This is a genomic window from Butyrivibrio sp. AE3004 (genome assembly GCF_000703165.1).
In the GTDB taxonomy this organism is placed as follows: domain Bacteria; phylum Bacillota; class Clostridia; order Lachnospirales; family Lachnospiraceae; genus Butyrivibrio.
Genome location: NZ_JNLQ01000002.1, coordinates 2,831,032 through 2,853,724 on the forward strand (window position 1 = coordinate 2,831,032; position 22,693 = coordinate 2,853,724).

The following is a 22,693-nucleotide window of genomic DNA, read 5'->3' on the forward strand; positions in this document are numbered from 1 at the left end:
CCCCCCTAAACGACTCTTACTTATCCCAGTAACTCTTGTTCATGGAACATGCTCTGACAAGACCTTTGGGCAGTTTTTTATAATGCCTTCCCATTCTGTAACCAACAAATCTGAATCCGCACATTATCACATAATGCGGAACAAGGTAAAATTTACCAATGTGCCTGAAGTGCCTGATTGTATCTCTTACCATTCTCTTGCCTTCGGATTCTGATTTTATACCTGAAAAGATTTCCGGATGATCAGTTTGAGATACTCCAAGGTCAAAGTTCCTGTGGAATTGCTGCGCACATGAATAATTATGTGAATGAATTACCCCTGCATCAGGTACATAGCATATGGCATACCCCTGATACATTGCATTCCCGGCATAAACCATGTCTTCATTGAAAATAGCTTTGTGCAAAAATCCACCTACTTTATTAAACACATCTCTTCTATACATTGCGCAAACATTAGAGCAGAAAAATGTCTTTATGCCAAGCCTCGGAAGGTCCTTGATAGTTTTGCGCATTGCCTCTGTAGGATAATTAAACTTTCTGGAATAACGTTCTGCGAGATTACAATCACTTTTGGGATACTGTCTTCCATATGCCGCCGCAACCTGCGGATCCTCCAGTGCCTTAATTAGGTTGGAAATAAGCAGATAATCTCTGGGAACCGCATCCTGCGTGATCATAAGAAAGCAGTCGGCATCAGACATGCTAACACCTAAGTTTCTGGTTTCTCCATGATCAAATTCTTTCTTGGTAATATGATGGACAATTATATTGTCATACTTGGCAATTGTATCCATAGCATCTTTTCTTTCAACAAGATGCTGCTTATCTGTATTTATTATTATTATCTTCTCCGGTCTGTACGCCTGCTTTTCAAGCTCATCAATGAGCATTGAAAGCTCCGGTCCCGGTCTGTATGTTGGTATTATTACATCTACTGTCTGCATATTAATCCTTCAAAAAAATAAGCCCCGGCTGATGCCGGGGCTAAGCTTCAAAACTGTCTATCTGTCAAGATACTCATCCGTATCAGCAGCAATCTTCTGACTATAATTTTCAACACTTGAAGATACCTGATAGTCTGTATCCTCAAAGAGGAACTCGTGAAGCCACTTAACGTTAGAAGCAAGATTTACAGGGATTACACAACTTCCCTTCTTACCGATTGTACCTGTCGCTCTCATTTCAGCCACAGGGAAACCATCATTTGCTACAACATTATAGTTGGTAACATTTCCCAATAATTTAATTATATCCTCAAGTCCAAGAGAAGTATATGTTTCTCCGAATACTTTATTTGCAACATTTTCAAGTTCTGAAATATTTACAGTCTTAGCTTTCTCAAGGATAGCCATAAGTACTGTTCTCTGTCTCTCAGCTCTTCTAAAGTCATCACCGGCAGTATATCTGATACGGCAATAAGCAGTAGCCTGAAGACCATCTAACGTCTGCATACCTGTCTGTGTAACAGGTGTATATTTCTTGCCAAGCTCCTCTGCCATGGTGGACTGATAGTTATTGAGGTGTGTAATCTCATTCTCCTCAATATTAATCTCAACACCACCGAGCTCATCAATAACATCTGTAAGTCCACCGAATCCTATTGTCACAAAATCTGTGATATCCATATCAAGATTCATATTAAGCATGGAAATAGCCTGCTCCGGACCACCTGCCATATATGCAGCGTTGCACTTGGTATATGTATCATTACTAAGGTTAAGATATGTATCACGATATACAGATACAAGCTTAATATCACCGTTAGCGTTATTTATGGAAGCGATCATAATAGTATCACTTCTGGTATTCTTAGCAAGATCACCTTCACGGGAGTCTACACCAAAAAGAGCCAAATTAGTATATCCTGTCATCTGCTCATTTTCTTCAACACCGGTGTTTACGCTTTCAGCGATAACCTTCTCATCAAGATTAACTTTGCCTACTTTATCAACCTTGATTCTTCCGAACAAAGTCCAAACTATAAATAGAAGTATCAGAAGAACAACAATTTCTACTCCAAAAATAATAAGTGCTCTCTTTGTATTCTTCTTTCTGCCTCTTCTGCCTGAGTTTCCACTCCTGCGATCAGACATATCAAAATTCTCCTTTAACTTTTGTTTTCCATTGCCCTATTTTGCCACAAATCAGACAATTATACAAGCAAATTAAATCAGTATGCATTCTTATTTATAAAGCCGTGGAAAATAGTACCGATCAAAATTCTTATGTCAAATTCAAATGACCAGTTTTCAATATAATATATATCAAATTCAATTCGTTTTCTTATTGAAGTATCGCCTCTGTAACCGTTGATCTGTGCCCAGCCGGTCAGTCCGGGTCTTACCTGGTGTTTTACCATGTACCTTGGAATTTCCTGTCTGAACTTTTCAACAAACTGCGGTCTCTCCGGTCTTGGTCCAACAAGCGACATATCTCCCAATAGAATATTGAACAGCTGAGGAAGCTCATCAATGCTGTGAGATCTCAAAAACCTTCCTATTCCTGTCACTCTTGGATCATTCTTTGTTGTCCAGCCTTTCTTCTCAGTCTTCTCAGATTGCATCTTCATGGTCCTGAACTTATACATCATAAAGCTCTGTCCATGGAGTCCGACTCTCTCCTGCTTAAATATTATAGGTCCGGGACTTGACATCTTAACCGCAATCGCAGCAGCAAGCATTACCGGTGAGAAAATAATAATAGCAATGATTGATCCGATAATATCAACGATACGCTTGATCAAAACATTGAAAGCATTTGTCAACGGTACATATCTTATACTGATAACCGGAAGCCCCATAATATCCTCTGTATATGGATTACTCGGGAAAAGACTTGTATAATCCGGTATAAATTTAGTATGGACACCTGATTTTTCACATGTATCTACAAGCTCTTCCAATCTGTCGTATCTGTCCAAAGGAAGAGTTATTGTTATTTCATCGTATTCATTCTCTTCGAGGAGTTCCTTCAGCTTTTTTATTTTGGAAATAACCTTTACTCCGTGGTATGTTGTGCCAAGAGGAACCGTATCATCGAGTATACCGCTTACCACATATCCCCACTGCGGATTATTATTGATCCTGCTGATATAGCCTTCTGCACTTCTGGAATAGCCTACAAGAAGAATATGTTTAAGATTGTATCCTTTTCTTCTGATGTAGCGCAGGAATCTGCGAAGCAAAAGTCTAGATACACTCATAAGAATCACGTTTATAACCGCAAACATGATTATCATGGTACGGGAGAAATCAACCTGTTTTATCATAAACAGGGCAACAAAAAAGCCTATAAGGCCGATAACATTTGCCCTCAGGATATTATAAAGCTCATATCTCATTCTTGTCGCACGGCGAGGCGTATATAGGTTTAACATATTGTAGAGAACCATATATGCAGGCACCAGAAAATAGAGGGCAGTAAAATATGTCCCCATTGAAAGGTAGCCTCCCTCCGGCTCTGAAAAAGGTGATTCAAATTTCAGATAAAAAGCCAGCATATAGGAACAGGCCACAATAATGCCGTCCCCAGCGACGTGCAGCATGTTCAGGTTTTTTTGATTATCTTTAATCATATCTATTTCATTCTATAACATTTTATTTTATCCAACAAGTCTGCGAACACAGTTAAAAATCAGCTCACACTCGAGCATAACATAGTTTTTTATGTTCTGCTTTTGAAATTTCACTTTCTTGTCTGTGTTATGGATAATTTTATTTATTCCGCTGATAAGACCTTTAAAATATGCCATACCAAGCCTTTTTTTTGCAAAATATATTTGTTTTACTACAATCCCCAAAATAAGAAGAGGAAGATTGATAATAAGCTGTACAGCCGGCATATTCTTGTAAAGAAAATACAGGTTATTCCCGGCAGTCAACTCTTCCTTAAAAACATTGTATCTTGATCCGCTTGTTCCGCTGCCTGCATGATAAACTATCGCAGTGGGTTCGTAAATATTTCTGTAGCCATATATTCTTGCCCTATAGCCAACGTCCACATCTTCAAGATAACAAAAGTGTGCCTCGTCAAAATAACCGATTTCCTCAAACACCGCTTTTCTGTAGATTGCCGCTCCGGCGCATGCAGATGTTATACGTGTTCTTTTGTTATAAGCAGTCTTTTCTTTATCTCTTCCCGGTGAAAAAGCCCATCCAAGTGCACTGTACAGGTCACCACTGTCATCTATACAATGAGGTTCCTTCATCTGGAGCATTTTGGCCTGAACAGAAAAGATTCTGTCATCATCCATAATTGTCCAAAGCAAAGCCTCAGTCATTTTTGTTTCCGAAACGGTATCATTGTTTAAAAGTATCACAAACTCTGTTTCAGCCTGTTTGATACCGACATTAACCGCATTTGCAAAGCCTGTGTTTTCAGAAAGCTCTTTTATTTCCACTTGAGGATACCTGTCAGGATGTTTAACTATGCTATCCCTTAGCAGTTTGATCCCACCGTCGGTAGAGCCATTGTCAACAATAATAACCTTACTTGTTACTGTCTGTTTCTTAAGGCTTCTAAGACACGCATCAAGGTATTTGGCACCGTTATAATTTGGAATAACAATAGTAGCCTTACTGTTCACCAATAGTCATTATCCTCCGAAACCATTCAAACTGTTGTTTCATAACCCGGATCCCACAAAACTTTATATCCAAGCTGCCTTACAGCATGTCCGAACCGAATACATTTTTCCAATAATTCCCTGTCATCACCAATACTGTCAAGTGATATTTCTCCACCTTTTGTTGTATCGGTATAGGGAATTCCAAATATCTCTTCATAAAGCGTCTTTAGCTCGGACCGTATTCTCATGCATCTTAAATCAACCGCATCAGTATCCTGCTCAAGTACCGCCAAATGCTGAAGTCCGCCGCTAAAACCTTTCGGAAGACCATCAAATCTGATTTTACCGTCAGCTCTATAGTTTCCACCGATAATAGTTCCGTTCTTGTCTATTATTTTACCGCCGACTACGCCAATATCTTTTCTGGCATCAAAAATATCTCCTTTATATTCCACTCGATAAAAGCCCACATGTTTCAGGTGACTTACATTTGCTTTTATGTCATTGGAATTTAAGAAGTCCTGTACAGCTCTTTTACCCGCATCATATGCATACATTTTACTCTGCGGATTTGCTGATGTTGAGTTTTCGTGACTTCTCCAGTGATACAGAACTTTTGAAATATGTACTATCTGCCTCTCGTAGTCCGGACTCCACATTATTCTTCCAACTGCTCTTAAGAAAAGATCGTAGTCCTGTGCCCCATCATACTCCGGTCTGAATCTGCATGTATGTATTACATCCGATCGTATGGTAGTAAAATGGCAAATATAATTATTTGACAAAAACAGGTCGGGATTAAATTTCTTTTTTCTATGATAGTCAAAAAAGCGCTTGCATTCCGAATCACATTTATCCTCATCAGAATAAATTAGTCTTGGATAATTTTTTATTGCAGCTATGGCAACTTCACACAGTGCATTCGGCGTAAGAACATCATCATGATCCAAAAGCGCCATATAGTCTCCTCTGGATGCATCAAGAGCAGCATTCGTGTTTCCGGATATTCCTGTATTTGCTTTTAATTTAAGATGTCTTATTCTTCCATCGCTCTCAGAAAATCCTGCAATGACCTCAGTAAGAGGATAATACGGTCTTCCTTTGGAAACAAGAGGCGCTTCTGCAAGGATAAGTTCCCATTTTCCATAGGTCTGTTTTTTTACTGACTCTATCATCTCACTTAAAAATCTTCTGTCAGTATTGAAGCAGGGAACAAGTATGCTGATAAGCGGAAGCATTTTCGACTTATTAGCATCATTAAGTAATGCCCTGTACCACTTGCGCTGTTTCTCAAGTTCATCCTCGGATACAGGAATAAATGTGTAGTTCTCGGCACGCTGATCACGAAGTCTTTCTCTGGCAGCCGTAATTGTGTTGCCGACTCCGTTTCTCATAGCATATGCAATTGTCTTTTTTATATTATTAATCATATCTAAAAATATAGGGCTGTCAGGAAAACTGACAGCCCATAAAAAGGATTCCTGTTGTTACTCTATAAGTGCCTTAACAGCTGCTGTCAATTCATCCTGCTTCTTAGCAGCATCTTCCAGACTTGTGCCTTTAACACCCATGTAGAATTTAATCTTCGGCTCTGTTCCTGAAGGACGTGCACAACACCATGAATCATTATCAAGTGCAAAGTATAATACATTAGACTCAGGAAGACCTGTCTTGCCCTTTTCTCCTGTCTGAGGGTTAACTGTCTCGCCTGTCTTGTAATCACGGAACTCTTCAACAGTCCATGCGCCGAAGTTCTTAGGCGGATTGTTTCTGAGTTTATCCATTAAAGCTGCTATTTCCTTAGCACCTTCCATACCCTTCATTGTAATTGAGTACTGACCTTCCTTATAATAGCCATAGTCTTCATACATATCAACCATAGCATCCCAAAGTGTCATATCATTCTTTTTGCAATATGCTGCTACTTCACAAAGCATCATAACTGCAACAATGGCGTCTTTATCACGCGCATGAGTTCCTGCAAGACAACCATAGCTTTCTTCAAGGCCGAATACATAGTTATATTCCTGATTATGTTCTTCAAAAAGTCTGATCTGCTCACCGATATATTTAAAGCCTGTAAGTACTTCAATATAGTGAAGGCCATATTTTTCAGCTACTCTTCTTGCCATGTTTGTAGTAACAATAGTTGTTACAAAAGCAGGTCTCTCAGGCATTGTGCCTGTTGCCTTTCTCTCGCGAAGAATATACTCACCGATAAGCATTCCTGACATATTACCTGTAAATGCCACATACTCACCTGTCTTTGAGTCCTTTGCATAAACACCGAGACGATCGGCATCAGGATCTGTAGCAAGTACAATATCTGCATCCTTTTCCTTTGCAAGCTCAAGCGCAAGCTTAAATGCCTTAGGATCCTCAGGGTTAGGATAATCCAGTGTGGTAAATTCAGGATCCGGAAGCTCCTGCTCGGGAACAATGAATACATTCTTGAAACCAAGCTCCTGAAGTACTCTCTTAACGGGAACAAGACCTGTTCCGTGGAAAGGTGTGTACACAACTGTAAGTTTCTCAGCCATCTCCTTGATAACATCAAGGTGAATGATCTGCTTTTTAAGCTCAACCATGTACGCATCATCAATGTCTTTACCGATAACTTCGTAAAGATCTGCCTTCATGGCATCATCCTTAGACATAGTCTTAACATCGTTGTAATCTGTTATTGCCTTAACTTCAGCAATAATACCTGTATCGTGAGGCGGTGTAACCTGTGCGCCATCTTCCCAGTATGCCTTATATCCGTTGTATTCCGGCGGATTGTGGCTTGCAGTAATCATTACACCTGCAATACATCCAAGCTTTCTTAACGCAAATGAAAGCTCAGGTGTGGGTCTGAGTTCATCAAATACATATGCCTTAATTCCATTTGCTGCAAGACATCTAGCTGTCTCATCCGCAAACTCAGGCGAAAATCTACGACAATCATAAGAAATAGCAACACCTCTCTTAGCCCCATCAGCGCCGCCATTCTTCTTAATGTAGTTAGCAAGACCCTGCGTAGCCTTACGTACCACATACTTGTTCATTCTGTTTGTACCTGCCCCGATAACACCGCGGAGACCACCTGTACCAAATTCAAGCTCCTGATAAAATCTATCCTGAACCTCTTCCTCGTTGTTACGGATAGCTGTCAGCTCCTTTTTGGTTTCCTCATCAAAGTAAGGATCGTTTAACCAATATTCAAGCTGCTTTGCTGCTTCACTCATCATCTTCCTCCTCTATAAACTCATATTTATGTCTGACTAAATTCTGTCAGATGTCCGTTTTTGTTCTACCGCCAATAATACACACGACGAACAAAAAGGATCATTATATATAAGGTTTAAACCTCAATATACTTAGTAAATCATTACTGCAGGCAAAAATCAAGTCATGCAATGCCAATTCGCTTATCAAGCATTGCGCAAACTGCTATATCCTTCAACATTTAATGAAAAATCACTTCTGTCGAGTGAAAAATTAGGATTATAGTATGGATCTCCTTTATCAAGCACTTCCTTCCATTTTGTACGGAAATGCTCAGATTCCTTATCATATCTCTTTGCATTTTCACCCTGAAGATCAAGCCCCCTTGAAGCAGACTCAAAATGATACATCTCAGCAAAGGGTGTAAATATATTAAGGTATCCCTTTTCTCTTAGTTTCAGACAGAAGTCAACATCGTTTAAAGATACTTCAAATCCTTCATCAAAGCCGCCTACTTCATCATACTTTACTCTGGAAACCATAAGGCATGCACCTGTAACAGCCGATACATTCTGAGCATAACACAGTCTTCCCATATATCCCAGGTTCATACCCTCCTGTCCGTAATGGGAATGCCCTGCTGTTCTGTGTGCACCGAGTCTTAAAACTATTCCGGCATGCTGAATCTTTCTATTTGGGAAATAAAGCTTTCCGCCAACCGCTCCAACATCCTTTCTCTGAGCATACATAAGCAGTTCTTCCATCCAGTTAACCGTTATAACCTGGGTATCATTGTTGAGCAAAAGAACATATTCACCGTCAGACTGCTTTACGCCATAATTCACTACAGCCGAATAGTTAAACGAAGGTTTTGAACCATCCGGATTAAGATTATTTCTGTCCTCATAAAAATCAACAATCTTTATAACCGAGCTCATGGCACTGTTTCTGAGTTCATCATAATAACTCTTTATCTCCTGTGAGCTACTGCCATTTTCAACCACAATAATCTCGTAATTATCATAGGTGGATTTTTCATATATTGACGTCAGACATCTCTTTAAGTCCTCCATATGCTCACATGTAGGAATTATGATTGAAATCTTAGGTGTACCCTTTACCTCATAAGCAATCTTAAAGATTGTCTCAAAGGCTCTTGTGCTCGAGATTTTAAAATGCTCATATCCATGTCTTCTTAAGTGATCCGCAACCGCACCTCTTGCCGCATCTATAGCATAGCTTTTTGCACTTATGTCGGATGCAACACTTCCGGCATGAGATCTCCAATAATACAGAAGTCTCGGAATATGCACTATCTTCTCTGCATTATCCGTAAGTCTTAAGATCATGTCATGATCCTGGCTTCCATCAAACTTGGATCTGAAAAGCTCAGTTCCATCAAGAAGCGAGCGTTTAAACACACTAAAATGGCAGATATAGTTATTTGCACGGAGATTGTCCGGCGCATAATCAGGTTTGAAATGCATTGTTATCATATGATCAATGCTCTTTCCGGAGAAAGTTGCTTCATCGCAATATAAATAATCTGCTTTTTCTTCGTTTATAGCCTTCACATAGTAATAGAGGACTTCAGGGTGAAGAATATCATCATGATCAAGCAAGCCTATATACTCACCGGAAGCAAGCTTTAAACATTCATTTGTATTTCCGGATATACCTGTGTTTTTCTCAAGCCTGTGGTAAAGGATTCCTGAATTCTCAGATCTACCCTTTTTTGAGCGCTCGTCCTTCTGATATTCTTTTACAATCTGCTCCACGTATGCATGATCTGTATCGGAACCGTCTGCAAGGCATAACTGCCAGTTGGTGTATGTCTGATCAAGAACAGACTCAATCATATCCCTCAAAAAGTTTTCCGGTGTATTATAAAGAGGCACCAATATACTTACAAGAGGCATGTATTCAAACACGGTTTCTCTTTCAGCTGTAATAGTTTCTTCCGAGGGAAAGCTTTCTGTCCCGTAATGAACCTTTGCTTTTCTTTCAATCTGTTTGTATTTTAGCTTTGCAACCACTCCACCGACAGATCCCGCATTTTTTACACGGTCCTTCTGTCTTATCACAAAATGCATAACATTTCGTGCAGGTGTACTGGCCTTCCATATTGGATTATTTTTTATACGATTGAGTTTGAATTCCAGTTCCTGGTTTTTATCTTCCAGATCAGCTATTTTCTGCGCAAGATCCGCGCTCTTGAGCTTTTCCTTCTCATATGCTGTTTTATAATCAAATTCTGTATTATCAGTCATTATTTCACCTTAAGTAAATTTGGTACCCAGTTTATCAGTTTCAGACTGCCTGTCTGATCTATAGCAGCCATTCCAACCTGATAGTATCCCGGGGATAACTTTCCTGATGCAATTCTCACCTTGTAACCGGTTAAATCCACATCTATCTGATCCTGAAGTCTTAATCTGATATCAGGTCTGTACCATGTGTAAACAGGCATGCTGTAAACAACAGAAGAAGCCGGTCTTGCGCCTTCATCCGATCGTTCCACCTGCCTGAGCACCAGTCTTCTTTCAAAAAAAGCATTGTCTGAACCAATTACAAAACTGTATCCCTTTATGAAATATCCGTCAACAGCTTCACCGTCACGTATTCCATACATCCAGTTTTCCATGGTTCCTGCATACTCAACACCAAGCCTCAGACATGCGTCCTCCCTGGCATCGGTATATCCATTATCATGTACCTTGATATTGTGATAAGGAATATCAAGTACCGGAGTAAAATCTTCACACGGTATTATTGCGCTTATGGTCTCGTCATCCGTAAGGTATGCACTATAGAAAGGATCCTTATTGTAAAAGCCCGGATGTCTTTTCATAAGTACTTCATACTCTGATGCCAGACGCTCCATCTTTTTAATATCCAATGTATCAAGTCCTCTTGTCAGAGATTCATGATGATACAGGCTTATATGATTGCAACAAACGTTATAATATCCTTTTTGAAAAACACTGTAACAAAGATCAACATCATTAAAAGCAACGGGAAGCTCCTCTGGGAATCCTCCAACCTCTTTAAATTTATCTCTGCTCAGCATAAGGCAAGCTCCGGTTGCACCAATCAGATTATGAATTCCTCTGTTAAAACCAAAATAATGTGATTTCTGGTCATGCATTTTCTGTAACTTGTGTACAGGGCCAAGTCTCACATTGGTGATTCCGCAATGTTGGATAAGATCGCTGTCAGGATACAAAAGCTTTGCACCAACAACACCTACGTGTCTAAGCTGGGCCTGAGAAAGCATCTCTCTCATCCACCCGTCCTGAGTTGCTTCAATATCGTCATTAAGGAAAAGAAGATATTCGCCACCTGATCTGGCTGCACCCCTGTTACACATGTGAGAGAAGTTAAAATCTTCAACTCTGTAAAGATAAGATATATTCGTTAAACCATTTATCTTATCCACCTGACTTATATATGAACCATACCTTACACGGTTATAAGCGCTGCTTCCATTATCAACAACCACTATTTCATATTTTATATTCTTTTCATGTGTGGTATTTACAATTGACTTAAGACACTGAAAAAGAATCTCGGGATGATCTTTGGTCGGTATTATTATACTGACAGTGGCAGGCTTCATAAGCATATGCCTTGAATTATGAAAACCTCTGCCGTAAAAAACATCCGTATCGGAATTTCTGTGAAACAGTATTTCTCCGATATGTCCTATCGGAAATCCCATACCGGATCTTTTCCCGAAAGCTCTTTCTTCTATGGCAAGCATACAGAATAAAACATCCGCAGAAAGCATGCTTGCCTCACGTCCAACTGCCTCCGGAGAATTTTTCTTTACGCCCGCTGTCCCTCCGAGCATGCGAAGTGCATTATCATATTCTGATGCTGCAGCCTCATAGGTATTAGCTCTGCAGGCAAATACACTTCCTATATAAAATGCATTAAGATATGTATCGGGAGACCAGTCAGGTTTAAAATATGGATGGCCATATTTCCCCCTGCCGATAATCTCATCTTCATCACCATAAACGACATTAATTTCAGGATGTGCTTCGAAATAACGTCGTATATTCTCAACAGCGTGTCCGGCCAGCCTGCCTTTAGGGCTCACGAAAATAAGGATCTTCTCAGCTGTAGCATTAGGCTCTGATTCTCTCCATACTTTTGTATAGGATACAACCTCCGTAACAAGCTGAAGTCTCCCCGTGACTTCAGAAGCCTCCCCACCGGCAACATATATAGGGTGCTTCTCCTGCCTGTGTTCCCAGATATTATAAGCATTTTTACATTCGTTAACTTTTTTCTGGTAACCCCGTTTTCTGTTGTTAATAAGAATATTCTTTATGGCTTCTTTTAACATCTGTTATTGCTTTATTTTGGAAGAAGTTTCTTGATTTTTTGCAGAAACTCTCCCTTCTCCTCCACATTTTCATCCACAGTAACTCGCAGTGAATCCTCAAGAGTAATCGCTGTCTCCTTGGGAATCAATGTTGTCATCAATGTGATTTTCAGATGATTCTCACGCATTTTCTCAATATTGTCATTCATAAATCCAAATTCTATATTAGGATCATCTGTTCCAAACACAATACTGTCTTCGGAAATCCAGGTTCCGTTCGGATGAATTGAAATATAGGTTTCCCCTTCTTCCACAGAAATACCGTTCCATATAACCTGCTTAATTGTGACTATACAACATGAAAAAGCAGGATCAATTCGGATATTCTGAACATTATCATTACACTCTATATCAAGCGTAACAACATTATGATCATCGTAAGTCTCATCAGGGAAAATTGAATCATCTTCACTATAGCCATCTCCCTCATCGACATAAATCTGAATATCCTCCGCACTTCTTGCTGTTTCTGAGGATCCCGCAAGTTCCTTCGGAACAATTGCTGTCTTACCGATCATCTTCCATAGTTCAACAAATGATTTCCTTCTTCCTGTAACATATTTCTGAAAATCAGCTTCCTCGCTAAGGAGCGCCTTTATATCTTCCTCGGTCAGATTTATCTGTTCGTATAATGTCTTAACATCCAGCTTGTCACGGCTCCTGTCCTCAAGCATATAGCTGTATAATGCCCTGAAGGCAATGTTCTTCGGCGGTATACATTTACCGTACGTCCATTCATAATCAATGATAGTCCATATAGGTCCATTGACAAGTATATTTGAGAAAATAAGATCATAATCCGTAACAGGATAATCCGGCCTATAGCCCACTCGCCTCATGTACTCTCTGAACAATGCATTAAAGGAATCCATGTCATCAGATTCAAGACATGCATCAAACAGCGCAGTAAGCGGTATACCATTAACATATGAAAACATTGCACATCTGGATTTTTCATCAAGCTGGCAGTCATTAACCTCAAGGTCACCGCCTCTGTATCTCTCACGAAGCGCATAGTAAGCATCCTGCATTCCGAATATATGCTCTTCCGCAGCTTCGGTAAGCGGATATTTCTTTATGATTTTTCTACCAAGCTTATCAACAACTATATCTGTTCTGATCTTAAATTCATCGGCACGATCGTTTGAATATTTACAATATACGGTATCAAATCCAGGTCCGAGTATTACCTCGAAGGAATTTGCAAATTCTGCATACATCCCATCATTTATAAGACATTCATAGGCACGCTTTTCATTAAATAGCAGCAGTCTGTCTCTATCGAAATTCCGAACATTATCCTGCAATTCGCCGTATGCCGGAAGATATCTGTCCGAATGAAGTGATGTCATCAATTTGTAATCCGGGTAGGGATAATAGAAATGATAATCATTCATTCCGCATTTCTTAAATATCCGGATAAGCCCGTTTCTGGTGAAAGTTCTTGCTACAGAGTCCTTTGAATAGCCCTCTATGCCGTCAAAGTAGCCGCCCAAATGATCTTCAGCCGCACCTGCAAAATATTTAAGTCCAATTCTGTTTTCGATGGCAATTACTATTCTTCCATCCTTTTTGAGATGCTTTTTGAGCATTGAAAGAAAATTTTCATAAGGATTCTCTGTCCCTATATATCCCTGCCCATACTCAAAAACACCTATAAGGAAAATGAAATCAAAGTCTGTAGGAAGATCGGGTTCTATATCCCTGAAGTTACCAACATGAATTGTAACGTTGTCACATTCAGAGTTTCTGGTGGCATTGATCTCACTTCTGCGTCTTGATAAGTCGCAGGCAATAACCTCACCTGCCTTCTCCGAAAGCATGCCTGTGATCGCACCGCAACCAGCACCAACCTCAAGAACCTTCTCCTTTCCCTTCATGGGAATCCACTCAACAATATTGCTTCTGAGTTCAGAAAGATGATAAAGAACAGGCCAGCTTGCTTTCTTTTCAATAATCTCAGGATACTCTTCTTTTTTATGTTTTCTTACAATATCGAAGATCTCCTGCTCAACGGGACCATCACTATACAGATCAAGCCCTGCATAATGCTTGAAATTCAGTTTTACATTCCCAATAAATACTTCTTCCTGCATGTTTTATTCCTTTTCAGCATCCGTTACGCATACAGCCGATTCCATATCGACGTAGCCTACCGTATTTTTATCAGACACAACAGTAATATTAAGCGCATCATAGAGTCTGTGGTAAACAACAAAATTATCCTGCTCAAATCCCGTTACGCCAAAAGATACAAGATAGTCTCCGCCTTGTAAAAGCATCCTCTGCTTAAAGGTTATTACCTTCTCGTCGCCTGCCTTAACGGGTTCCAGAAAAGCTTTTTCAACCATAGAATTGGTTCCTGTTATTTCTATACCCATTATATTCTTAATTGTAAAAGCAAAAATAGGTGCATTTATATCTCTTAGGAATCTGACCCTCATGTGTATTGTAAACTCAGATCCTTTTATTACCGAATTTGTCCTTAGCCCTTTGGAATCAGTTGCATAGAATTCAACAATCTGTGCAGAGTTGTTTCCGTACTCCAAAAGTTCCGGGTTCTGCTCGGAATTATCCTTCTTATCTGCAGCAGCGTCAGTTTTATCACTTTTTTCTGCAGCTTTGGATTTGCCGTTTGCCTTTTCCTCTGCAGCTTTTCTTATTTCATCATCCTCCAACAGGGACTTAAAATCGTTTTCAGGAAGAGGATACTGCCCTACAAGCACCTGTTTATATATATCTATCATCTTCTTGGGAGTACCTTCACCAAGAATAACTCCCTGGTTTAGCAGAACAGCCCTGTCACAATATCTGCTTATCGTGGAAAGGTCATGGGAAACAAAAAGTATTGTTTTCCCCTGCTTCTTGAATTCCTCAAATTTGTGATAACACTTAGCCTGGAAGAAAACATCTCCTACAGAAAGCGCTTCATCAACTATAAGAATCTCCGGGTCGATATTGATTGCCACTGCAAAAGCCAATCTTACAAACATACCGCTTGAATAGGTCTTCACAGGCTGATATACATAGTCTCCGATATCAGCAAACTCAAGTATCGAATCCATCCTGGCTTTAATTTCTTCCTCGGAAAAACCTATCATCATTCCGTTTAAGAAAATGTTATCAATACCGTTGTACTCCATATTAAAGCCAGCACCGAGCTCCAAAAGCGCGGATATATGACCATCCACTTCCACAGTGCCGGAGGTTGGAGAAAGTACACCTGTAATAATCTTAAGTATTGTAGACTTACCTGAACCGTTAGTACCGATTATGCCTATAGTTTCACCTTTTCTAACCTTAAGATTAACATGATTTAAGGCAAGGTGTTCAGTATATGAATTTCCCTTAAGAAGTCCCAGTGCGTCCTTTAATCTGTCGGAATTCTTACTATACAGTTTATACATTTTCGTCAGGTCGGTGACCTGAATCGCCATATCTTTATCCATAAAATAATCTATCCTGACTTTTACAGCACATCCGCAAAATGTGTCTTGGAACGCTTAAATATAAGAGACCCTATGCAAAACAGAGCTACAACAACGATCCAGAAATATGTGCTTGAGTAAAAATGCTCGAAGAACCATTCATTTCCGTAAACCGAGCTTCTATAACCATTAACTATATAAGTCATGGGATTAAGCTTTATTATCCACTTCAGATTATCGGGAAGCATATTTATGTCCCACAATATCGGTGTAGCCCACTGTCCCACTTGAAGAACAATAGCAAGTATCTGTGTCAGATCCCTGAAAAATACTACTACCGCACATGTTGTATAGCATATTGAAAGTACCAGTATGAACTCACAAATAGCGTAATAAAAAATCTGAGTTGTATAAATTGTAGGATAATAGCCATACATACATGACACAACAAGCATGACACCTGCAAAAAAAACATGAATGAACAGTGCTGCAATAATTTTGATAAGCGGAAGAATGCTGATCTTAAACAGCACTTTTTTAACCAGATAGTTATACTCAAGAAGAGACGTCGTTCCATTCATCAGTGCTTCATTAAAGAAAAACCAGGGAACCAGTCCTGTCGTTAGAAACAGCACATAAGGAACATCTATACCTCCTGCAACCATTTGCGATCTGGTGTGGAATATCCTGTCAAACACAAACCAATACATCAAAACAGTGACCACCGGTTGAACCAGTGCCCACACTACGCCCATATAAGAGCCGGCATATCTTTTTTTAAAATCATTCACCGCCAGTCGCCATATAAGCTTTCTTGAATTAAAAAGCTCAACAGGCAGGACCATGAGCTTGTCATACCAAGCTGTAACAAGAATCATTGACATAACAATAAGAATACACGCGCAAATCTTCTTTAGCATTTCCGTATGATGATCTGCAAGTGGATTGTTATGCAAAACGATTATCAGCATCAGTATGACAGCAATCGCATAGTATATCCCGATTCCCACCTGTTTTGGCAGCTCACTTATAAATGGCAGTTTATCTGTCTTCTCTTTTGCCATTTAGTTAATACCGCGTTCCTTTTTATAATCAGACAGTGTTCCCCATTTTGTATCCTTATCTGAGAGAGTGAGCTCTGACTCATCCTCAAAAGGCCATTCTACTCCAATTTCCGGATCCTTGAAGAGAAGTCCGCCTTCATCATCCGGATGATAGAAATCTGTGCACTTATATGCAAATTCAGCATAATCAGAGAGAACAAGGAATCCATGAGCAAATCCCTTAGGGATAAAGAACTGCTTTTTGTTCTCAGCAGAAAGAACAACTCCAAACCACTTTCCAAAAGTAGCTGAACACTCTCTTAAGTCAACAGCCACATCAAACACTTCACCGTTTACTACACGGACAAGCTTATCCTGCGGATAGTTTTTCTGGAAATGAAGTCCTCTCAGGACGCCTTTCTTGGATGCAGACTGGTTATCTTGAACAAAATCCATCGGAATACCAATCTTCTCAAAGTCTCGCTTTGAATAAGTCTCCATAAAGTATCCTCTGCTATCACCGAATACCTGAGGTGTAATAACCTTAAGACCTTCTATTTCACATGTTTCAACTGTTAACTGTCCCATTATCTATAAATCCTCCAAAATCTAATTTGCATTTCCTTGTGATACTCCGGAAGCTTCATGAAGCATTCCATGCTCATCCGGTACAAGATTATCCATATCTACGGGTAAGCTGCCCTCAGTATCCTGTATATCATTATTTATAGTTGACGACTGTTCAATGCTGTCTTCCGCATTCGCAGGTACTGGCACGTTATCTACGACAACAACGACAGACGGTCTCTGTTCGCTCTTGTCAAAAAAGTCATTCGCCGTAAGAAAACCTTTAAGATTGTCACCAATCTGCTCACCATATTCAGTGGTGATCTTTTCTTCCTCGGGTATACTCTCTTCCGACTCAGCAACAGTTTCTTTGCCTATCATTGAATTTATCTTCTCTCTGTTAGCAGCATAAATAACAACTGCTATAAGAGCTACTGTCGTAAATATTGCCAATACAGACAGCCTGAATGTCTTAGAGTCCATTTGCTACCTCAACAAGATATTTACCGTAATCAGTCTTCATAAGAGGCTCAGCAAGTTTCAATAACTGCTCTTTATCAATAAAGCCTCTCTTATAAGCAATCTCTTCAATACATGAAACATAAAGTCCCTGTCTCTTCTGGAATGCGCATACAAAATCAGCCGCATCAAGAAGAGAATCATGATTTCCTGTATCAAGCCATGCAAAGCCTCGGCCCATAGTCTCAACACGAAGCTCACCGCGACTTAAGTACTCGTTGTTAACGCTTGTGATTTCAATCTCACCTCTTGCTGAAGGCTTTACGTTTTTAGCAATGTCAATAACATCATTGTCATAGAAGTAAAGGCCTGGAACCGCATAATTGCTCTTTGGATGCTCAGGCTTTTCCTCTATTGAGATAGCCTTACCGTTTTCATCAAATTCAACTACGCCATATTCTCTGGGATCACGAACATAATATCCAAAGATTGTAGCGCCTTTATCTCTGGCAGCAACCTCCTTAAGAAGCTTACTGAAGCTCTGACCATAAAAGATATTATCGCCAAGAACAAGTGCAACGCCATCGTTACCAATAAATTTCTCACCGATGATAAAAGCATCAGCAAGGCCTCTTGGCTGTTCCTGTATAGCATATGAGAAATTCATTCCAAGCTGCTCACCTGTTCCGAAAAGATCCTCAAAAATCGGAAGGTCTCTGGGTGTTGAAATAATAAGCACATCTCTGATACCTGCAAGCATAAGAGTTGAAAGCGGATAATAGATCATAGGCTTATCATAAACAGGCATGATCTGCTTTGATATTGCTCTTGTAAGTGGATAAAGTCTTGTTCCGGATCCTCCGGCTAAAATAATACCTTTCATGGTTTTCCTCCATATCATAAAAAACGTACTCAGCGCAATATGGCGCCTATGTAGCAAAAAGTTTCGTGTAATTAAATCTACACCACCTTATACTATAACATAAAATGGCTATATCTATCATTCGTTTATTATTACGCAAGCAATTAATCGTTTTTACGAACTTCATCAATAATAAACGGCGGTCTTGATCTGGCCGCATCAAGTGCACGCCACAAATATTCCCCCAGAATTCCCAAAGTGATCATCATAAGCCCTGTTGAAAACAGGATCACACACATAAGAGAAGCATAGCCTGCTATCGGCGTACCCACCGTCAGTTTTTCATAGATAGCGCCTATTATTCCTATAAATGATGCGAGTGCAACAAGTCCTCCTATTAGACTTATAGCTCTGATGGGAAAATACGAAAAGCTCATCATGGAATCAACAACAAGCTTATACTTCTTGGCAAAGGTCCAGCGGGATTTTCCAACCGTTCTGTCCTTTCTGTGGAAGTATACCTTTGCTGACTTGAAGCCTATCCACATTACCTGCAGGGTAAGAGAAGAGTTCTTTTCGTCCATGCGCTGAATAACTTCAATAGCCTGTCTGTCCAAAAGATAGCAGTCGCAGCCTCCCTGCGGCATATCCTTGTTTATTGTCTTTCTTACAAGCCAATAATACATCCCCGCAAAAAACTTCTTAACCGCACCTTCATCCCTCTCTGCGCGGATAGCAAGAACCACCTTATTGCCTTCCTTCCATTTTTCGTAGAGCTCCAGAATAAGTGTACTATCCTCCTGAAGATCAGCCTGCTTTGTAACAGCACAGTCACCGGTGCAAACCGACAATCCTGCAAGTATGGCAGAGTGTTCACCGAAATTCCTTGAGAGTCTTGTGCATACCACATTTTTATCTCTCTCGGCAATCTTGTTCATAATTTCCCAGGAATTATCACCCGAGCCATCATCCACAAAGACTATTTCATAGTCCCCAAGTTTGCCCAGAATTTTTTCTTTCATGTCATCGTAAAGCATTTCCAGTGTGTCTGAATTATAATACACCGGCACAACTATTGATAATTTACTCATCTTTTTTCTCCATAGCATCATCCGAGATTCTTCAATCGAAAGATGGTTCCTAAAACGCAACAACAGAGAGCCCGGTAAAAAGCCTTACCAAAGCTCTCTTGTTTTATCGCAATTCTTAATTAAAACGGAAAATCAAAGCTTGTCGCTGTACATGCTATCGTAGTATTTCTGATAGTCTCCGCTTGTAACATTCTTCATCCAATCTTCATGAGCAAAGAACCACTTTATTGTCTTGCGGATACCTTCCTTGAACATTGTTTCAGGTTCCCAGCCAATCTCAGCCTTGATCTTATCGGGAGCGATGGCATAACGACGGTCATGCCCCTTTCTGTCCTCAACGTATGTGATAAGATCGGTTGTGATCTTAGCCTTTCTGGGATCTGAATCATCAAGTGATTCACGGAGAACATCAATGATAGTCTCGATGATCTCGATGTTCTGCTTCTCGTTGTGGCCACCGATGTTATAGGTCTCGAAAAGCTTTCCTTTTTCCTGTACCATGTCGATTGCCTTAGCGTGGTCCTCAACATAGAGCCAGTCACGAACGTTCTTACCGTCACCGTATACGGGAAGTGCCTTACCCTCAAGCGCATTATGGATCATAAGAGGGATAAGCTTCTCCGGGAACTGGTAAGGTCCGTAGTTATTGGAGCAGTTTGTAATATTTGCAGGGAACTTATATGTATCCATATAAGCCTTAACAAGCATATCCGAGCTTGCCTTACTAGCTGAGTAAGGGCTGTGCGGATCGTAAGGTGTTGTCTCATAGAAATATGCATTCGGATCCTCGGGAAGTGAGCCGTATACTTCATCTGTACTTACATGAAGGAATTTCTTGCCTTCCTTGAAGGAACCATCGGGAAGCTCCCATGCCTTCTTAGCTGCATTGAGCATTGTTGCAGTACCAAGTACGTTTGTCTCAACGAAGATCTCAGGATTAACGATAGAGCGGTCAACATGGCTCTCAGCAGCAAAATGTACTACTCTGTCGATGTCGTTCTCCTCAAAAATCTTATTTATAGCCTCTCTGTCACAAATGTTAGCCTTTACAAATGTGTAGTTATCTCTGTTCTCAACATCTGTGAGATTCTCAAGATTACCTGCATAAGTAAGAGCATCAACATTGATGATGCGAATCTCATTGTCATACTTTTTAAACATGTAATGAATGTAGTTAGAACCGATAAATCCGGCACCACCTGTTACAAGATAAGTTCTCATTTTTCACTCCTATTTTTATAAAATATAAATACTCTTAAATAATAAGCTCATAAAATTATAACCGCAATGTTTTTTTCACGCAAGAAAGTTTTCGTATCTCAATTTACATGAGATAAAATACAAGGATTCCGGTCAGTATTAAAATCATACCAAAAATCTTGTTTCTGGTTATCTTTTCCTTAAATACAAGACGGCTCAAAAACATTACCAGAATATATCCAAGCGGCTCGACTATGACCACATACATGTAAGGCATATGCCCATAGCAGATAATCGCAATGAGCATTGACACAACCAAGAGACCGTATCCGCCTATAACAAGAACATTGAGGTATTGTCTGATAAAACCGGGATATTCTTTTTGCGAACTCTTTTTCAACATTATCTGGGAAAAAGAAGCAATAAGCTGTCCCAAAAGCATCAGGAATATAAAGGGTATCATAGATTTCCTCCCTTCATTTTCCTCTCATCTGCGGCGGAGCCGTTCTCTGCCCCATCCTCCGCTGCGGGTGCGTTCAGAATTATTGTTCCTGCAATAACGAGGATAACACCTATGATTTTAACCGGTGTTACACCTTCATGAAAAAGAACCACACTCCAAAGGAGAGACCAAAGAAGCGTCATTGCCTTATTTGCATATGCTATAGACAGTTCAAACTTCTTCAAAAGCTGCTGCCATAATACGGCATAAATTCCAAGAACTGCAAAATCCAGGAAATAAAACAGAATAAACTCCTTCGACAAAAACGCATAATTGGAAACTATCTTACTTATAACCGTGGTAAGAGAATAAATAAGCACAGCTCCCTGTAAAAAAACTATACTCAGCAATTTATTATTCTTCACACTGTCATCCTCCATAAATCGCATTTGCAAAATGCTCCGCAATATGCCTGCCTGCTTCTTTATTCACATGTATGTTGTCCAGCAGATACTCCGAGCTGTTTCCTTCGTCTATGGTTCCGTAGTAATTATCAATAAATGACACTCCCGTATCACCACAGACATCGATCATATGCTGCAGATATGTTGTCAGCTTACCGTTTCCAAAGTCAACACGATCACCGTTTTTCAAAACACCGTCAGAATCATACGCATAGCAAAATGTAAATGACATGCAGACAATTCTAATGAAGGGATATTTTTCCTGGATCATCTTTATTCCCGCATCCAGAGCTCCCATATAAGTCATGGGGTCAAGCTTATCGTTAGGGTTCATACCCGGTCTGAGCTTTATATAATCTGATGCATCATAGTAGATAACCAATGTATCCACAGTATTCATGTCAAGATCAACAAGTGCCTGGGCATGCTGCTGCATGGTTGTCTCACCGAGTATCCAAGTAGCATCGAGTACATCGTTCCGGTTATCATTCGTGATTGCTTTTGCAATGTTGTAGAAGCTGAGTCTGTCCATTGCATCTCCCTCACCTTCCGGACTTCCAAGCGCAATGGTACTTCCGGCAAAGCCTGCATTTATAACATCAGCACCTGTGTTCTTTGCAATAAGAGAACATACGCTGTCATCTGTAAGGTCGTAAGTTACGGAATCATTTCCGAGCACAAGGACGGTCTCCTTACCATCATCCTCATGGCCTTCCTTTTTTTCCGAAGGTAGAAGAAAAATCTGATCCAGAAGCTCAACCTCATATTCGGATTGGTCAATCTCTACCTTTTCAAGTGTTTTACCCTTGTTCCATTTAATAAGCCTGAAAGCCCCGTATGCAAACAATACTACTATAAGTCCTAAAACCACCAAATGAACCCATCCGGGAATTCCCTCATCACTTCTTTTTTTTCTGCGGTTATCGTCTGATCTGTAATTTGCCATAAAAAATCCTCTCATCAACCAA

Annotated in this window: 19 protein-coding genes; all 19 read right to left on the minus strand. The window is 40.0% G+C overall.

The features are described 5' to 3' along the window. Window positions 1–16: 16 nt before the first annotated feature. The 19 genes from BV60_RS0115210 to BV60_RS0115300 all read right to left on the minus strand — a co-directional run bounded on the left by BV60_RS0115210 (window position 17) and on the right by BV60_RS0115300 (window position 22,671). Complete coding sequence (locus tag BV60_RS0115210; protein ID WP_029323079.1) at window positions 17–946, minus strand: glycosyltransferase family 2 protein; 930 nt, start codon at window positions 944–946, stop codon at window positions 17–19. A gap of 57 nt (window positions 947–1,003) precedes the next feature. Then, entirely contained in the window at window positions 1,004–2,095 is a 1,092-nt protein-coding gene (locus BV60_RS0115215) for an LCP family protein (protein ID WP_051656782.1), read from the minus strand. A gap of 77 nt (window positions 2,096–2,172) precedes the next feature. After that, window positions 2,173–3,576, minus strand: coding sequence for an undecaprenyl-phosphate glucose phosphotransferase (locus tag BV60_RS0115220; RefSeq protein ID WP_029323082.1), 1,404 nt, complete (start codon window positions 3,574–3,576; stop codon window positions 2,173–2,175). Window positions 3,577–3,603: 27 nt separating this feature from the next. Beyond that, window positions 3,604–4,587, minus strand: a complete 984-nt coding sequence (locus tag BV60_RS0115225; RefSeq protein WP_029323084.1) for a glycosyltransferase family 2 protein — start codon at window positions 4,585–4,587, stop codon at window positions 3,604–3,606. A 26-nt stretch (window positions 4,588–4,613) separates the two neighbouring features. Next, window positions 4,614–5,999: a glycosyltransferase gene (locus tag BV60_RS22235; RefSeq protein WP_051656783.1), complete on the minus strand. Its 1,386-nt coding sequence runs from the start codon at window positions 5,997–5,999 to the stop codon at window positions 4,614–4,616. Window positions 6,000–6,056: 57 nt separating this feature from the next. After that, on the minus strand, window positions 6,057–7,796 hold the full coding sequence (locus tag BV60_RS0115235; RefSeq protein ID WP_035777284.1) for a phospho-sugar mutase: 1,740 nt from the start codon (window positions 7,794–7,796) through the stop codon (window positions 6,057–6,059). A 186-nt stretch (window positions 7,797–7,982) separates the two neighbouring features. Continuing rightward, window positions 7,983–10,046 (minus strand): glycosyltransferase family 2 protein, encoded by a 2,064-nt coding sequence (locus BV60_RS0115240; RefSeq protein ID WP_029323089.1) that lies wholly within the window; start codon window positions 10,044–10,046, stop codon window positions 7,983–7,985. Next, entirely contained in the window at window positions 10,046–12,130 is a 2,085-nt protein-coding gene (locus tag BV60_RS0115245) for a glycosyltransferase family 2 protein (protein ID WP_029323091.1), read from the minus strand. The genes BV60_RS0115240 and BV60_RS0115245 overlap by 1 nt, the downstream gene beginning before the upstream one ends. Window positions 12,131–12,141: 11 nt before the next feature. Continuing rightward, window positions 12,142–14,265, minus strand: a complete 2,124-nt coding sequence (locus tag BV60_RS22820; RefSeq protein WP_081846717.1) for a class I SAM-dependent methyltransferase — start codon at window positions 14,263–14,265, stop codon at window positions 12,142–12,144. A gap of 3 nt (window positions 14,266–14,268) precedes the next feature. After that, the gene (locus tag BV60_RS0115255) at window positions 14,269–15,618 is read right to left on the minus strand and encodes an ABC transporter ATP-binding protein (protein WP_029323095.1); all 1,350 of its coding nucleotides are present in this window, start codon (window positions 15,616–15,618) and stop codon (window positions 14,269–14,271) included. A gap of 20 nt (window positions 15,619–15,638) precedes the next feature. Beyond that, the gene (locus tag BV60_RS0115260; RefSeq protein ID WP_029323097.1) at window positions 15,639–16,661 is read right to left on the minus strand and encodes an ABC transporter permease; all 1,023 of its coding nucleotides are present in this window, start codon (window positions 16,659–16,661) and stop codon (window positions 15,639–15,641) included. Next, entirely contained in the window at window positions 16,662–17,228 is a 567-nt protein-coding gene (gene rfbC, locus BV60_RS0115265; RefSeq protein ID WP_029323099.1) for a dTDP-4-dehydrorhamnose 3,5-epimerase, read from the minus strand. It abuts the gene before it with no gap. Between the two features lie 21 nt (window positions 17,229–17,249). Further along, complete coding sequence (locus tag BV60_RS0115270) at window positions 17,250–17,690, minus strand: hypothetical protein (RefSeq protein WP_029323101.1); 441 nt, start codon at window positions 17,688–17,690, stop codon at window positions 17,250–17,252. Continuing rightward, window positions 17,680–18,549, minus strand: a complete 870-nt coding sequence (rfbA, locus tag BV60_RS0115275) for a glucose-1-phosphate thymidylyltransferase RfbA (RefSeq protein WP_029323103.1) — start codon at window positions 18,547–18,549, stop codon at window positions 17,680–17,682. The genes BV60_RS0115270 and rfbA overlap by 11 nt, the downstream gene beginning before the upstream one ends. Window positions 18,550–18,692: 143 nt before the next feature. Further along, the gene (locus tag BV60_RS0115280) at window positions 18,693–19,619 is read right to left on the minus strand and encodes a glycosyltransferase (protein WP_029323105.1); all 927 of its coding nucleotides are present in this window, start codon (window positions 19,617–19,619) and stop codon (window positions 18,693–18,695) included. A 132-nt stretch (window positions 19,620–19,751) separates the two neighbouring features. Next, window positions 19,752–20,840 carry a dTDP-glucose 4,6-dehydratase gene (rfbB, locus tag BV60_RS0115285; RefSeq protein ID WP_029323107.1) on the minus strand — a complete coding sequence of 363 codons (1,089 nt, stop codon included), beginning with the start codon at window positions 20,838–20,840 and terminating at the stop codon, window positions 19,752–19,754. 103 nt (window positions 20,841–20,943) lie between these two features. Next, window positions 20,944–21,282 (minus strand): multidrug ABC transporter, encoded by a 339-nt coding sequence (locus BV60_RS0115290; RefSeq protein WP_029323109.1) that lies wholly within the window; start codon window positions 21,280–21,282, stop codon window positions 20,944–20,946. After that, on the minus strand, window positions 21,279–21,686 hold the full coding sequence (locus tag BV60_RS0115295) for a transporter (RefSeq protein WP_197029575.1): 408 nt from the start codon (window positions 21,684–21,686) through the stop codon (window positions 21,279–21,281). Before BV60_RS0115295 ends, BV60_RS0115290 begins: the two co-directional genes overlap by 4 nt. Window positions 21,687–21,690: 4 nt before the next feature. Beyond that, window positions 21,691–22,671 carry an SGNH/GDSL hydrolase family protein gene (locus tag BV60_RS0115300; RefSeq protein WP_029323112.1) on the minus strand — a complete coding sequence of 327 codons (981 nt, stop codon included), beginning with the start codon at window positions 22,669–22,671 and terminating at the stop codon, window positions 21,691–21,693. Between the last annotated feature and the right edge of the window lie 22 nt (window positions 22,672–22,693).